This is a genomic window from Peribacillus aracenensis (assembly GCF_025175645.1).
Lineage (GTDB): Bacteria > Bacillota > Bacilli > Bacillales > DSM-1321 > Peribacillus > Peribacillus aracenensis.
In genome coordinates, this window is the sequence record NZ_JANZMJ010000009.1 from 41,138 (window position 1) to 56,943 (window position 15,806).

General features: G+C 41.9%; 13 protein-coding genes. 9 read left to right on the plus strand and 4 right to left on the minus strand.

Going from position 1 to position 15,806, the window contains the following annotated elements:
* Positions 1-6: 6 nt before the first annotated feature.
* The 5 genes from N0M92_RS11340 (at position 7) to rlmN (ending at position 4,617) form a co-directional block, all read left to right on the plus strand.
* Positions 7-801, plus strand: a complete 795-nt coding sequence (locus N0M92_RS11340) for an MBL fold metallo-hydrolase (RefSeq protein WP_192207358.1) — start codon at positions 7-9, stop codon at positions 799-801.
* 252 nt (positions 802-1,053) lie between these two features.
* Positions 1,054-2,265 carry a S1C family serine protease gene (locus N0M92_RS11345; protein ID WP_260285782.1) on the plus strand — a complete coding sequence of 404 codons (1,212 nt, stop codon included), beginning with the start codon at positions 1,054-1,056 and terminating at the stop codon, positions 2,263-2,265.
* Positions 2,266-2,439: 174 nt separating this feature from the next.
* Positions 2,440-2,601 carry a CxxH/CxxC protein gene (locus N0M92_RS11350; protein ID WP_065310847.1) on the plus strand — a complete coding sequence of 54 codons (162 nt, stop codon included), beginning with the start codon at positions 2,440-2,442 and terminating at the stop codon, positions 2,599-2,601.
* A 387-nt stretch (positions 2,602-2,988) separates the two neighbouring features.
* Positions 2,989-3,468 (plus strand): 23S rRNA (pseudouridine(1915)-N(3))-methyltransferase RlmH, encoded by a 480-nt coding sequence (gene rlmH / locus N0M92_RS11355; RefSeq protein ID WP_098370309.1) that lies wholly within the window; start codon positions 2,989-2,991, stop codon positions 3,466-3,468.
* Positions 3,469-3,549: 81 nt separating this feature from the next.
* Positions 3,550-4,617, plus strand: a complete 1,068-nt coding sequence (gene rlmN / locus N0M92_RS11360; protein WP_260285783.1) for a 23S rRNA (adenine(2503)-C(2))-methyltransferase RlmN — start codon at positions 3,550-3,552, stop codon at positions 4,615-4,617.
* A gap of 61 nt (positions 4,618-4,678) precedes the next feature.
* Here rlmN and N0M92_RS11365 read toward each other — a convergent pair whose 3' ends face one another.
* Complete coding sequence (locus tag N0M92_RS11365; protein WP_063234288.1) at positions 4,679-5,011, minus strand: heme oxygenase; 333 nt, start codon at positions 5,009-5,011, stop codon at positions 4,679-4,681.
* Positions 5,012-5,307: 296 nt separating this feature from the next.
* Here N0M92_RS11365 and N0M92_RS11370 point away from each other — a divergent pair, with 296 nt between their 5' ends.
* Entirely contained in the window at positions 5,308-6,756 is a 1,449-nt protein-coding gene (locus tag N0M92_RS11370; protein WP_260285784.1) for a DEAD/DEAH box helicase, read from the plus strand.
* 278 nt (positions 6,757-7,034) lie between these two features.
* Entirely contained in the window at positions 7,035-9,104 is a 2,070-nt protein-coding gene (locus N0M92_RS11375; RefSeq protein ID WP_260285785.1) for a catalase, read from the plus strand.
* A gap of 63 nt (positions 9,105-9,167) precedes the next feature.
* Here the strand turns inward: N0M92_RS11375 and pepT are convergent, their stop codons facing one another.
* The 3 genes from pepT to N0M92_RS11390 form a co-directional block, all read right to left on the minus strand.
* Complete coding sequence (gene pepT, locus N0M92_RS11380) at positions 9,168-10,403, minus strand: peptidase T (RefSeq protein ID WP_260285786.1); 1,236 nt, start codon at positions 10,401-10,403, stop codon at positions 9,168-9,170.
* A gap of 165 nt (positions 10,404-10,568) precedes the next feature.
* A complete protein-coding gene (locus N0M92_RS11385) occupies positions 10,569-12,032 on the minus strand; it encodes an alpha-amylase (RefSeq protein WP_260285787.1) in 1,464 nt (487 codons plus the stop codon).
* A gap of 200 nt (positions 12,033-12,232) precedes the next feature.
* A complete protein-coding gene (locus N0M92_RS11390; protein WP_260285788.1) occupies positions 12,233-12,679 on the minus strand; it encodes a VTC domain-containing protein in 447 nt (148 codons plus the stop codon).
* Between the two features lie 258 nt (positions 12,680-12,937).
* Here N0M92_RS11390 and N0M92_RS11395 point away from each other — a divergent pair, with 258 nt between their 5' ends.
* Together N0M92_RS11395 and N0M92_RS11400 are read left to right on the plus strand one after the other, a co-directional pair.
* The gene (locus N0M92_RS11395; protein WP_260285789.1) at positions 12,938-14,290 is read left to right on the plus strand and encodes an aspartate aminotransferase family protein; all 1,353 of its coding nucleotides are present in this window, start codon (positions 12,938-12,940) and stop codon (positions 14,288-14,290) included.
* A 7-nt stretch (positions 14,291-14,297) separates the two neighbouring features.
* Positions 14,298-15,806, plus strand: a complete 1,509-nt coding sequence (locus N0M92_RS11400; protein WP_260285790.1) for a pyridoxal phosphate-dependent decarboxylase family protein — start codon at positions 14,298-14,300, stop codon at positions 15,804-15,806.

The following is a 15,806-nucleotide window of genomic DNA, read 5'->3' on the forward strand; positions in this document are numbered from 1 at the left end:
GTAAAGATGACAATGCATTTTAGTGTTCTCGCAAGCGGGAGTACAGGAAATGCCCTTTTCGTGGAAACGGGGGATCAATCATTCCTTGTCGATGCTGGCTTAAGCGGTAAAGCCCTGGAAGCCTTGTTTCAGGATATAGGCCGTGATATGTCGAAGCTATCCGGTATCCTCGTTACCCATGAACACAGCGACCATATTAAAGGTCTTGGCGTGGTTGCCAGAAAACATAAACTCCCGATATATGCGAATGCAAAAACATGGAATGCCATGGATCGATCAATCGGTGAAATTGCAACAGAACAAAAATTCACATTTGAAATGGAACAGGTCAAAACGTTCGGCAGTCTTGATATAGAATCTTTTGGCGTTTCACATGATGCGGCAGAGCCGATGTTTTATGTCTTTCATCATGAGGATAAGAAACTTGTGGTCATCACCGATACAGGGTACGTAAGTGATCGGATGAAAGGAATCATCTCGAATGCCGATGCTTATGTATTTGAAAGTAACCATGATGTGTCCATGCTGAGGATGGGAAAATATCCATGGAGCATCAAGCGCCGGATTTTAAGTGATGTCGGACATGTTTGTAATGAAGACGCTGCCCTTGCAATGAGTGAAGTGGCCGGTGATAAGACCAAGCGGATTTACTTGGCCCACTTAAGCCTTGATAATAATATGAAGGATCTAGCAAGAATGTCGGTGGAACAGACGTTAAAAACAAAGGGGATCATCGTTGGCGAACAATTTTCCTTATATGATACTGATCCGAAAAGACCAACGGAACTTGTTACGTTATAAATAAAAGGAATGGACGAGGGGTACCTTGTTCATTCCTTTTTTGTTTTAAAAAAATTCGATTCGCAAGTTACGAATCGGATTAAAAGAGGTATCGTTTGGTTAGAACTGTATAAGTAAAAGGAAAATGGCTGTATACCCTAAAAAAAGCATACATTTTTTTAGAAAAAATTCGGTAATTGAGTATAATTGAGGGAGGATGCCAAACAATAGAATTGCTATAATTCATTCCTAAAATGAGAGGATGGGGCGGTCTTGGGTTATTATGATCAGAATGATGAGAACCAAAATAAACGGAAAAAAGGCCAAATGGGCTATTTTCTAGCAGGCTTGGGGGGCGTTATCATCGGGGCCTTACTTATTTTACTGGGAAGTGGGCTGTTAAATAACGATGATAACGAAATTACAACGGAGAAATCAACGGAGAATGGGCATGCGGAGCAGTCACAGCAAAACCTTACCCTTGATGTAACAAGTGCTGTCACCAATGCTGTTGATAAGGCCAGTGACGCAGTGGTCGGGATAACTAACATTCAGGAAACGAACTTCTGGGGTCAAGGGAGCAAAGCCGGGGACAGTTCGGCAGAAGCCGGCACTGGTTCTGGAGTCGTCTACAAAAAAGATGGGGGCAAAGCTTATATTGTCACGAATAATCACGTCATTGAAGGCGCTAATGAACTGGAAGTGACATTAAGTGATGGAACTAAGTTGCCAGCTGAACTACAAGGTAGTGACCCATGGACAGATTTAGCTGTCATTGTCGTGAATGGTGATAAAATCAAAACCATTGCTGAATTCGGAAAATCCGGCAAATTGAAACCTGGTGAGCCTGTAATTGCCATTGGCAATCCATTAGGCCTCCAATTCTCTGGATCGATCACACAAGGAATCATCTCAGGTTTGGAGCGTACGATAGAGGTGGATATCAATGAGGACGGGCAAGTCGATTGGAATGCGGAGGTCATCCAGACCGATGCGGCGATTAACCCAGGTAACAGCGGGGGGGCACTCGTTAATATGTCAGGGCAGGTCATTGGAATAAATTCGATGAAGATTGCGGAAAATGCAGTGGAAGGAATCGGTCTTTCCATTCCGATCGATTCAGTTATACCAATTATTAACGATATAGAGGAATTTGGTGAAGTGAAACGTGCCTTCTTGGGTGTGAACTTGGCATCTGTAGAAGAGATTTCCCAATACCATCAACAAAATACATTAAAGTTACCAAGGAAAGTTACATCTGGAGTTGCAATAACAGGCGTTCAAAGCAATTCTCCAGCATCCAAAGCAGGATTGAAGGAATTTGACGTCATTGTTGGAATGGATAATGAAAAAATTCATGACGTCGTGGAATTACGAAAATACCTTTACAACGAAAAGAAAATCGGAGATAAAGTTAAAATCATTTATTACCGTGACGGAAAGAAAGAAACTACGGAAGTCAAACTTTCAAGCAGCGAAATTTAAAAGCAAAAAGGACAGGGGGAAAAATGACCCCTGTCCTTTCTATTTCCTTGCGATTTTCTTATTTTTTGTTACGATTACCTGTGGATATTTACTTAAATTAAAGATCTCAAGCAACTTGTGGATAATTGGGAATAGAAGCACTGGGAATAATGAGTGGGAAAGGAGATATGAAGGATGAAATTATATTGCTGTCAGGAACACGTGGACATGGCGCTGGATGAAGTGGTATACGAATGTGAAACTTATCCTGTTTTAACGCTGGTTCCAGAAGAAAATCAGTTATCAACAACCTGTGAATATTGTCGAAACGTGGCAATATATCTAGTAGGGAACTAATATTCCCATACAAGATGTGGATAGATTTTGTGGATATGTGGATAACTTTTGTGGATAACATGTTCGTAACCTGTTCTTAACATGTTCTTAACATTTTCCGAAGAATGAAGCGGCAGGTGGGATGGTTTAGATTCAAGCTTTTGGTTGTATGAAAATCAACATAATTCTTCATCGGATCTGAACTAAGTCCGCTCAATTTCTTCAATACACATTAAAAAATAATGAAAGTTACCGTTGCCGCTTTCAGGGGCAGCGGTTTTTATTATAAAAGCATTAAAAATTGGAAAGGATATGCTTGTTTTGCTTATAGGTCACTGTAAGGTATGATAATAGGTAGGCAAATCCAACAATTGATAGTAAAAACATAATGAAAGCTAGAGGATATATATGAAAATAACGATTATTACTGTTGGCAAGCTAAAGGAAAAATACTTAAAGCAAGGAATTGCTGAATATACAAAAAGGTTAAGCGCCTATGCTAATATAGAACTTGTCGAAGTACCGGATGAAAAAGCTCCGGAGAACCTGAGTGCAGCGGACATGGACATTGTTAAGCAAAAGGAGGGTGAACGAATCCTGGCGAAAGTCAGCCCGGACACCTATGTAATTACGCTTGAGATCAATGGAAAACAGCTTACTTCAGAGCAGCTGGCCACTCATTTGGATCAGCTGGCCACCTATGGAAAGAGCAAAATTGCGTTTATTATTGGCGGGTCGCTTGGGCTTGGCACCGAGGTGTTATCAAGAAGTGATTATGCCCTTTCCTTCTCGAAAATGACCTTTCCGCACCAATTAATGAAACTGGTTCTAGTGGAGCAGATATATCGGGCTTTTCGGATAAATAGAAATGAACCATATCATAAATGATGGAACTAATTCCGGGGAAACTCCCCGTAAGGTTAATGGGTTAACATATTAAATCTTAATGTAATGAAAAGAGGGTAACGAATGAATAAAGAGTCCATTTATGGTTTAACATTCGAACAATTGACATCATGGCTTTCGGATCATGGCCATAAAAAATTCAGAGCTTCCCAAGTCTGGGAGTGGCTTTATAGAACACGTGTGACGAATTTCTCTGAAATGACGGATGTTAATAAAGAGTGTATAAAATTACTTGAAGAGAACTTTGTCATCCAGACTTTGACTGAGCACGTCAAGCAAGAATCAGCGGATGGCACGATCAAGTTCTTGTTTAAATTACAGGATGGAAACCTCATCGAAACGGTCATGATGAGACATAAATACGGAATATCGGTTTGTGTCACCACCCAAGTGGGCTGCAATATTGGCTGCAGTTTCTGTGCCAGTGGATTATTGGCCAAAAGCCGTGATTTATCCAGCGGGGAAATAGTGGAACAAATCATGAACGTTCAACTTCATCTGGATAAATTGGAACATGATGATGTTGTAAGCCATGTTGTTGTAATGGGTATTGGCGAACCGTTCGATAACTTTGAAAATATGTTAGACTTTTTGAAGGTGCTCATGGACCATAAGGGCCTTGCTATAGCGGGCAGGCGCATTACTGTTTCGACGAGCGGTCTTGCCAATAAGATTTATGAATTCACCGATACCCAATTACAGGTGAATCTGGCCATCTCCTTGCATGCGCCGAATAATGAGCTCAGGACACAGATCATGAAAATAAACCGAGGTATCCCGATAGAAAAATTGATGAAATCTCTTGATTATTATTTAGAGAAAACGAATAGGAGAATTACGATTGAATATATCCTATTGAAAGATGTCAATGACCATCAAGAAGAAGCCGAGCAACTCGCCACTCTTCTTGAGGACAAAAAACATCGGCTCTATGTCAACCTGATTCCCTATAATCCTGTAGATGAGCATAGTCAATACCAAAGAAGTGAAAAAGAGTCCGTTCTCGCATTTTATGATACGCTGAAAAAGAGAGGCGTAAATTGTAAAATCCGCCAAGAACATGGAACGGATATTGATGCAGCTTGCGGCCAGCTTAGAAGCAAGCAAATCAAGAAAGCTGAGGCCCAGTAATTCACTAAGAGAAAACAACAAAAAGAGGCCGCAAAATATGCGGCCTCTTTTTGTTGTTTTATTATTTAGCTATTTCCTTTACCGAGGCTACTTCATACGTTGTAAGCTCGCTGCCTAGAATTGGAGATTCTTTTTTTGCTTCACCGGAACCTGGCTCAGGCCGTTTATGTGCAGCTTTGAATGCATCGCTATTTCTCCAAGCGGTAAAGTTATCAAGGTTTTCCCAGTACATATTAACGCTCAGTTCATCGTGGTCCGACAAATTCTGCGTTAATAATACTTCAACTTTTACGAAGCCTTCCGTAGTATCAAGTGGACCTGGTGCAGTAAATCCTGGGGCCATGACTGCACCCATCCCTTTTTTGACTCTGATTCTATTCGTTACGATTATCATAAATCAGCACTCCTTTTGGACATCAGTTTAGAAACTACACCCTATTTCGGCTTTTATATCATACATATTTTAGCATATTGAAAGAAGCAGGGTCCATTTTGAATATCTCAGATCATGATATCATGATGACCATTGTTTTAATGAAGACGAACGTTTCATTATATTGAAATAAGGCAATTGAATTGGGTTATTACAAGGTTTATCGTTGCATATCGCGTATAATAGAACCTTGTATAAGGAAATTACGATTATGGAAACAATAAAGCAACATACTAAACAACAAAAGAGGCTGTCATATGAATGAATTGAGTTTTACTGATTATACATTAAGCGATGAAATTGTAAGGGCATTAGAAAGCTTGGGATATCAACGTCCAACAGAAGTACAGCGTGAGGTGATACCAGTGGCGCTGGAGAAGAAGGATCTTGTCGTTAAATCCCAAACGGGAAGTGGCAAGACCGCTTCATTCGGCATACCGATCTGCGAAATGGTCGATTGGGAGGAGAATAAGCCTCAGGCGCTTATTTTAACACCGACACGTGAGTTGGCTGTACAAGTAAAAGAGGATATTACGAATATAGGCAGATTTAAAAGGATAAAGGCAACTGCGGTTTATGGAAAGCATCCTTTCGCACTGCAAAAAGCGGAATTGAAACAAAAGAGCCATGTAGTCGTCGGAACCCCGGGGCGTGTCCTGGATCATATCGAGAAAGGGACTTTTGCCTTGGAACGCTTAACTCATTTGGTCATTGATGAAGCTGATGAAATGCTGAATATGGGCTTCATCGAACAAGTGGAGGCCATTATTAAAGAGCTTCCGAAAGATAGAGTAACCATGCTGTTCTCTGCTACGTTACCTGAGAGTATAAAAAAGCTATGCAAGCAATATATGAAAGATCCCTTGGATATTGAAATCAAAGCAAAGGGTGTAACGACGGAGAAAATTGAACATGCTCTTATTGAAGTGAAGGAAGACGATAAGTTTTCCCTGCTTAGAGACGTCACCATCACGGAAAACCCTGATAGCTGCATCATTTTCTGTCGGACGAAGGATAGGGTAGACCAAGTATGTGAACAGCTGCTGGAACTGGAATATCCGTGTGATATGATTCACGGCGGTATGCTTCAGGAAGATCGCCTTGCAGTGATGAATGAATTCAGAAGAGGTGAATTCCGCTATTTGGTTGCGACAGATGTTGCTGCCCGTGGAATTGACATCGACAATATAACCCATGTGATTAACTATGACCTGCCAATGGAAAAAGAAAGTTACGTACATCGAACTGGAAGAACGGGCCGTGCCGGTAAAAAAGGAAAAGCCATTACTTTTGTGACGCCGTACGAAGATAAATTCCTTGCTGAGATTCAAGAATATATCGGTTTTGAAATCCCTAAGATGACTGTTCCTTCAAAAGAGGAAGTCTCCAATAAAAAAGTGGAATTCGAAGCGAAACTGGAAGCTCGTCCAAAAATCAAAAAAGATAAAAGTGAACAGTTGAATAAACAAATCATGAAACTGTATTTTAATGGCGGCAAGAAAAAGAAACTCAGGGCAGTGGATTTTGTCGGAACCATCGCAAAGATTGATGGAGTGAATGCAGAGGATATCGGGATCATTACGATCCAGGACAATGTGTCTTATGTGGAAATATTGAATGAAAAGGGACCGCTTGTCTTGAAAGTGATGAAAAATACGAAAGTAAAAGGGAAACTTTTGAAGGTTTCAGAGGCTTTTAAAAAGTAAGGTGTTGAATGGAAACAAGCGGGAAGGCCGAAATATCGGTCTTCCCGCTTCTTTTTTATATGTTTTTCTTTCCGTCCCCAGTGTTTCAAAACTGGGGACGGGAAGAATTCGACCTACCCCAAAATAATTTTACCTACCGTGAAGTTTCTTTTTCTGAATTCTGTTTATCCGTCAAAATAGAGTGGTATATGAGGAAGGATGACGCAATTATTTCGAATCAAATAATACATACAACACGATTTAATCTGAATTCTTAGACATGGAGGGGAATGAGTGGGATGACAAAAGCAAATGAAAACGGAAGAATCGATGAGCAAAGTAAGCAGAGACAGCTGGATCAATATCGAGTGGACGATAATGGGAAAAAGATGACGACTAACCAAGGTTTGCGCATTTCTGAGGATGAGCATTCTTTAAAGGCGGGCACACGTGGACCAACGTTGATGGAGGACTTTCATTTCCGGGAAAAAATGACTCATTTTGACCATGAGCGTATTCCTGAGCGAATTGTCCATGCCCGTGGATCTGGTGCTCATGGATATTTTCAAGTATATGAACCGATGGCCGAATATACAAAGGCCAAGTTTCTTCAAGACCCTTCAGTCAAGACACCGGTATTCGTTCGTTACTCCACGGTGGCAGGTTCCCGTGGATCGGCAGACTCGGTCCGTGATGTAAGGGGATTTTCGACAAAGTTTTATACGGAGGAAGGGAACTATGATTTGGTCGGAAATAATATTCCGGTATTTTTTATCCAGGATGCCATTAAGTTCCCTGATTTAATTCATGCGGTTAAACCGGAGCCTCATAACGAAATACCTCAGGCTGCGTCTGCCCACGATACTTTTTGGGACTTCGTCGCCAACAATGAAGAAACGGCTCATATGGTCATGTGGCATCTTTCTGATAGGGCCATACCAAGAAGTTTCCGGATGATGGAAGGGTTTGGTGTCCACACATTCCGTTTTGTAAATGAACAAGGCGTGGCCCATTTCGTTAAATTCCATTGGAAGCCTGTACTGGGAGTTAAATCCCTTGTCTGGGATGAGGCACAAAAAATTGCAGGGAAGAATCCTGACTTTCACCGCCAAGATCTATGGGAAGCGATAGATACCGGAAATTATCCTGAATTTGAATTTGGTGTGCAAATGATTAAAGAGGAAGATGAATTCAAATTCGACTTTGATATCCTTGATCCGACTAAACTATGGCCGGAAGAACAAATCCCGGTGAAAACAATCGGAAAAATGGTTTTGAATCAAAATACGGATAACTTTTTTGCAGAGACGGAACAGATAGCATTCCATCCGGGGCATGTCGTACCGGGTATTGATTTTTCAAATGATCCGCTGCTCCAGGGACGTTTATTCTCATACACCGATACCCAGCTATCCCGATTGGGAGGACCTAATTTCCATGAGCTTCCGATTAATAGGACGGTTGCCCCCGTTCATAATAATCAACGCGATGGCATGCACCGAATGTCTATTAATCCAGGGCAGGTCAGCTACCACAAAAATTCCCTTGCAGACAACTATCCCGAACCTGCTTCAGAAGAAGAAGGCGGCTATGCACATTATCAGGAAAAAGTCGATGGCAGGAAGGTCCGACAACGCAGTGAAAGCTTCAAGGATCATTACAGCCAGGCTAAATTATTTTGGAATAGCATGACGGAAGTGGAGAAGGAGCATATTATTCAGGCTTTCCACTTTGAAGTAGGAAAAGTGAAAAGTAAGGACGTTCAGCAGCAAATCGTCGAGATGTTCAGCAATGTAGATGTCGAGCTGGCTAAAACGATCGCTATTGGAGTGGGCGTGAATCCTCCAGCCAACAAAAGTGAGGTCAAAATGGATTTGGCTTCTCCGGCTTTAAGCCAGGAGCAAATGAAAGTGAATACGGCCGCAACAAGGAAAGTGGCAATCTTGGCCGCAGATGGTTTCAACGGGTCAGAGGTTAATCAAGTCTTGGAATCATTTAAATCAGCAGGGATAATGGCTGAAATCATCAGTCATAATCGTGGATTGATTACAAGTTCTGAAGGACAGCAGGCCGAGGTGAATCAGACATTCCTGACAGCCGATTCGGTACTTTTCGATGCTGTATATGTGGCAGGAGGCCAGGAGAGTGTCGATGCTCTAAAGGCATCCAAGGAACCAATTTACTTTATCGATGAAGCCTACAATCATTTCAAAGCGATTGGTGCAGGAAAAGAAGGTGCCGAGATCTTATCGAAGGCAGGCATCGTTTCCAATGATCCAGCTTCAGGCATTGTAGCCGTTACGGATAATAATAGTGGTACTGCCTTTATCGAGGCAATTGCCAAGCACCGTCACTGGAATCGCGCTTAATATTGGATGAAAAACCCCCAGACTTGGAGTCGGGGGTTTTTCAATAAAGGCATTTCTATCGAGCTACTTTGCTTTTTCTTCAAAAAGCGATGCAATGCCGACGATCACCTTGGTGGCCAGGATCATATTATCGACGGAAATAAATTCGTATTTACCATGAAAGTTCTCCCCGCCCGTGAAGATGTTGGGGGTTGGCAGGCCCATATACGATAATTGAGAACCGTCCGTACCACCGCGTATTGGCGAAATTTTCGGTTTTATATCGAGTTTCTCCATTGCTTCGTGGGCAATATCCACGATTTCCTTCACGGGCTCGATTTTCTCCTTCATGTTGAAGTATTGGTCGTGTAATTCAAGCTGAATACGGTTTTGCCCATATTTTTCTTTTAAATCTTCGATTACTTTTGTTATATATTCCTTGCGTTCAATGAATTTTTGGCGGTCGAAATCCCTGATGATATAAGAAAGCTTGGTCTCTTCCACATCACCGTGAAAAGAAATCAGATGATAAAATCCTTCATAACCTTCCGTATATTCCGGTGCTTCTGCCACTGGGAGTTCATTATGGAATTCCATGGCGATTTTGGCGGAGTTGATCATTTTTCCTTTAGCCGTACCAGGGTGAATATTCGTCCCTTTGATCAGGATTTTGGCAGATGCTGCATTGAAGCTCTCATATTCAAGTTCTCCAAGTGGTCCACCGTCCACGGTGTAGGCAAATTGGGCATCAAAAGCATCTACGTCAAACTTATGGGGTCCCCTGCCGATTTCCTCATCGGGAGTAAAAGCAACCCGGATTTTTCCATGCTTGATTTCCGGATGCCGGATCAAATAATCCATGGCAGTCATGATTTCGGCAATTCCAGCCTTATTATCTGCTCCCAACAGGGTTGTCCCATCCGTTGTAATCAAGGTATGCCCTATATAGTTCTTAAGCGAAGGAAAATCATCAGGTGAAAGAATGACATCCAATTTTTCATGTAAAGTAAGATTGTTGCCATCATAGTTGTCAACGACTTGCGGTTTTACATCTTTTCCAGTGAAATCCGTTGCTGTATCGACATGTGCCAAGAAACCGATTGTCGGGACATCCTTACTTGAATTGGCTGGCAAGGTTGCCATGACATATCCGTTCTGATCAATTGTCACTTCCTTCATCCCAATGGATTGAAGTTCCTTGACCAATGCATTTGCCAAGGTCAACTGTCCGGGTGTAGAGGGGCATGATGGATTTTCTTCATTCGATTGGGTATCCACTTTCACATAAGAGGTGAATCTTTCAATGATTTCATTTTTCACTTTTCCTTCAACTCCCTTTTCCCTTATCTTACCATGGTTGAACGAAATGGAAAAATTATCTTTACCTATGTGAGACATACAGATTTATTTTCCAATTCTTCAACGGTGGTGTCCTCAGCAAAGAACAGCATATCCGAAATGACATGCCGTTCTTTGCTTTCCTTTTTAAAGTGGATTATTCAAGGCCCATACCGATACACTTTTCCCATGAACGGGGAAGGTCGCGAAACCATCTTCTTCAATGGTGATGTGGTCATCTCTATGACAAGTTAAATCACTCCAGATTTCACCAGCACGATGTTCACCGACGAACATCCTTTTTTCACTGTTGTGATCTCCATTCGAGATTATGACGGCGCACCCCGAGCCATTCAGCTCTTCAACTCCGTGCCGGACCCAGCCTATCGTATTTGGGTCATCAAAGTAGTCCGTCTGTTCTCCGTAGGCTTTTTCATATCTAGCATATAATAGGCGATCTAGAATGTCCTTTTTTCCAGGCACCGGAGAAGGCCCGCCGATTCCATAATAGTCCCCGTAAAAGACACATGGATAACCGCAAAGTCTAAGCAAGGTAAGTGCATATGCCGATGGTTTGAACCAGTCCTTTACCCAAGATTCCAGTGATTCATGAGGCTGGGAGTCATGGTTGTCGACAAAAGTGACGGCCTGTGCCGGATTGGTTTGGACGAGGGTATCATCAAAGATGGTTGAGAGGTCGAAGTCAGTTCCTGCGTTTGAGGCCTCATGAAATTTATAATGCAGGGAAACATCGAACAAGTTGAGGTCATGATTAGTTTGCTCTAAGTATGTTTGACAGGCTTTAACATCCGCCTTCCAAAATTCGCCGACCATGAAGAAATGTTCCTTTGTATAAGGGATGAGCTCTTGGAGAAATTCATTGATGAATTCATAATCGATATGTTTAACGGCGTCCAAACGAAAACCATCACACTTTAATGTATCAACCATCCATTTTCCCCAGCTAATCATTTCCTGACGAACTTCCGGCAGACTGTAATCGATGTTGGCAAACATTAAATAATCATAGTTTCCAAATTCATCGATGACATGCTGATTCCAGTGCTTGTTTTCGCCTGTGATTCGATATACACCCATTTTGTCGTTTTCGGCATCATAGTCTGTACCATTAAAATGAGTATGGTTCCACTTAAAATCAGAGTATTTATTTTTACGGCCTGGAAAATCAAATTTTGTCCAGCCTTCCATTTCAAATGGTTCTGAGATATCTTCCATACGGTTTTCTGGATTGACTTCAATCACTTCAAATTTTTCGGTTCCATCGGCTCCTGCTTTATGGTTCATGACTAAATCGATATAAACGCAAAGCCCGTAGTTATGACAGGTGGCTATTGCTTGCAGCAATTCATCTTTGGTCCCGTATTTGGTACGAACTGTACCTTTTTGGTCAAATTCCCCCAAATCGTATCCGTCGTATATTCCATATCCATTATCCCCAACGGATTGCCCTTTCGTAACTGGCGGAAGCCAAACGCAGTCAATTCCTATATCTTTCAACTTGGAGGCTGCAAATTTCAATTTCTCCCAATGAGAACCATCTGCTTCAAGATGCCACTCAAAAAATTGCATCATGGTATGATTTCTTTTCATCCGTTTCCCCCCTGACACCGAACCGTTTTTAACAGAACTGAAACTGTACGATCGGATAAAGTAATAATGGAAATCTTTACCCCCTAAATTCAATTGATAAACAAGTGAATAGCCCTCTTGATTGAGGGTCATTTACCTCTCTATTTTACTATTTTATACCAAATGAGGGTATTTTATATTGGTTAGCAGCTAAAAATTAATCAAATGTGGAGGAATAACCCGGAAGAAGCCATACGCCAATTCAATAAAAAGGGTATCCCGAATATTTTGGGATACCTCAGACTATAGATAATTCGAAGAAAAGCAGTTTGCCTACCGTTTTCTTTAAAGGCTGTTTCGCATACTTTGTTGCTATTTACCAAGTAAAGCGGTGTGGTTGATTTCCCCTCCAGATGCTCGCTTTCCGCCAGGCGGGTGAGCCTCCTCGGCGTAAACGCCCTGAACTTATCCCTGTGATAGAATCCCTCTGTTTTTTGCCTCAGGAGTTTATTGTCAAATTTATCAAAATAAACACTACGAATTAAATATTTCCCATCTAGCCCATGGGGATCAAGCCTCATGAAGTTTTGCAGATTTTTTCTTAATGAATGACAATCCGCTTTGGTGATTGCATGTTTGAGTTCCCGCCTTCCCTTTAAACCGTTCATTGTCGTTCCTCCTTTTCCAATGATTTTTTACTGCGTTCAGCTTATAAACGGAATCTTAATAAACCCTTAAGAACATTTTTTATATTCAATAGATAAATAGAGAATAGGCCCCAGTTTTAACCTTTTCTTAATTTTATTGGAATTTAATAGCAGAAAAATGAGTGAATTTACTCATTGAGAATAATTATCATTATCAGTAAAATGAATTTCATGATAATGATAATTATTCTCAATTAATTCAATACATGGAGGTTCACTATGGTAACGAACACGCTTACGAAAAATGATCAACTATTGGAGCAACAAAATACAAGGGAATCAAATGCCCGATCATATCCTAGAAGATTACCCATGGCGATTGATCAAGCGGAGGGAATTTACTTAACAGACATGGATGGAAAACGATATATTGATTTTCTTGCGGGGGCTGGAACATTAGCGCTTGGACACAATCATCCGGCAGTGCTGGAGGCAATGGAAAAAATTCTTAAGGACAAGCGTCCTTTGCATACATTGGACTTTACGACGCCGATCAAAGAGCAGTTCGTCGATGAAATTTTTGAATGCCTGCCTGAGGAATTCAGGAAAAATGCAAAAATTCAATTCTGTGGTCCTACTGGCGGAGACGCCATTGAGGCAGCACTTAAACTGGTAAAAACAGCGACAGGCAATAGAAGCATTTTATCCTTCCAAGGTGCTTACCACGGGGCAACGCATGCAACCATGTCAATCAGCGGCAATACAAAACCAAAGGAAAAAATACAAGGGTTAATCCCAGACGTACAATTCCTGCCGTATCCTTATCAATATCGCTGTCCCTTTGGAATAGGCGGAGAAGAAAGCCATAAAATCAGCAGCCAGTATATCGAAAATCTATTGAACGATCCTGAGTCCGGATTATTGCCGCCTGCAGGAATGATTTTAGAGGCAGTACAAGGCGAGGGAGGCTCCATTCCAGCTCCAATTCCATGGCTTAAGGAAATCAGGAGAATAACAAAAGAGAAGGGCATTCCGCTAATTATCGACGAAGTTCAATCAGGTATCGGCCGTACAGGGAAAATGTTTGCCTTTGAACATGCAGGAATCATTCCGGATGTTCTTGTACTATCCAAAGCAATAGGCGGAAGTCTTCCATTATCGGTGGTGATTTATAACAAAGAGCTTGACCTATGGTCACCAGGTGCACATATCGGTACGTTCCGCGGAAATCAAATGGCAATGGCAGCAGGAACAGCTACTTTAAAATACATGAAAGAGACGAATCTTGTGGAGCATGCCGCTAAAATGGGAGAAATCTTAAAGGATATTCTTAAAGATTTGCAAAAAGATATTAAGCAGATCGGTGATGTCAGGGGCCGGGGATTAATGGTCGGTGTGGAAATGATCAATCCTGAAGAACCGCAAAATGCGAATGGAAGCCATCCTGCTGATTCGCAACTTGCCAGTGCCATTCAACAGGAATGTTTTCAAAGAGGGTTGATACTGGAAGTTGGCGGCAGACATGGAAGTGTAGTGAGGTTCTTGCCTCCGTTGATCGTAACGGAATCCCAGCTTCGCGAAGCCACTGCAATTTTTGAACAAGCTGTTCGTGCAGCTGTTGCAAGAGGGTGAATGCTCAATGATCGAAATGATAAATAAAACGGATTTTGCTTATTCTCGATTGTTCTTGAATAACGAAGAAGGTTTCAATAACTATAGCCAGTCATTAAAAATCATTGAAAAAAAGCTGACGGACTTTTTAAAAGGGAACGATTTACCATACTCCGGGAAAAAACCGCATGAAATCGAAGCAGGATTAAATGAGCTGTCCCTTGCTTCTCTAAAAGGGAAGACAATGGAAGCGGTAGCGGATGAGCTGGCAGAGTTTGTAATTAACGACAGCATCAATGTACACAGCCCCACTTGTATCGGACATTTGCATTGCCCGACATTAATACCTGCCGTGGCTGCCGAAATGATTATAGGTACGTTGAATCAATCCATGGATTCATGGGACCAAAGCTCGGCGGCCACCTTCGTTGAAGAGCGTTTAATAGATTGGCTGTGCAGCCAGGTGGGGTTGCCTGAACAAGCGGATGGGATTTTCACTAGCGGTGGAACCCAGTCTAATTATATGGGACTGCTATTGGCGAGGGACGCTTATTGTCAGCGTTTCTGGGGTGTGGATGTTCAGCAGCAAGGTTTGCCAGTCGAGGCAAAAAAATTGCGGATCTTATGCTCCGAGGCTGCCCACTTTACGGTCCGGAAATCAGCGGCACAGCTGGGGCTTGGTGAACAGGCTGTAGTCACGATTAAAACGGATTCAAATCACCGTCTGTCCATAGATGAATTAAATCATCAAATGTCGATTTTAGAGGAACAGGGTTTACTGCCATTTGCCATCGTTGCAACTTGTGGAACAACGGATTTCGGTTCAATCGATCCATTACATGAATTGTCCGAAGCGGCAAGGAAGAATGGGATATGGCTGCATGTGGACGCCGCATATGGAGGCGCGATGATTTTAAGTAAGGATTACAAAGAGTTAATCAGCGGAATGGAACGGGCCGACTCTATTACGGTTGATTTTCACAAATTATTCTATCAACCCATCAGCTGTGGTGCTTTTCTTGTCTCTGACAGCAGCTCATTTCAATATATCCAGCATCACGCCGATTACTTGAATCCTCAGGAAGATGAAGCCGAGGGCATGGTTCACTTAGTCAATAAATCGGTTCAAACGACGAGAAGGTTCGACGCATTGAAACTCTGGATGTCATTGAAGGTCGTTGGACTGGATACCTTTGCCGAAATGATCGACTATACTTGCCATCTGGCACGTGAAGTGGCAGCGAAGATCGATAAGCAGGAAGGGTTCACAGTATTAAATAAAGAACCTGAATTGAATGCGGTTGTATTCCGTTATAATCCCGAGGGAGAAAGTGATCAGTTAGTAAATCTATTAAATAAACAGATTCAGCAAGAATTATTAAAAAGCGGACGGGCATTTTTAGCAAAAACGCGTTTTGACGGACAGGTATATTTAAAAATGACACTATTGAATCCAATGACAAGCCTTGAACACATAGAGGGAATTTTAGACGAAATCCGAGTATTAGGTGAGATGTTCAAGATAATGGAGGAATGA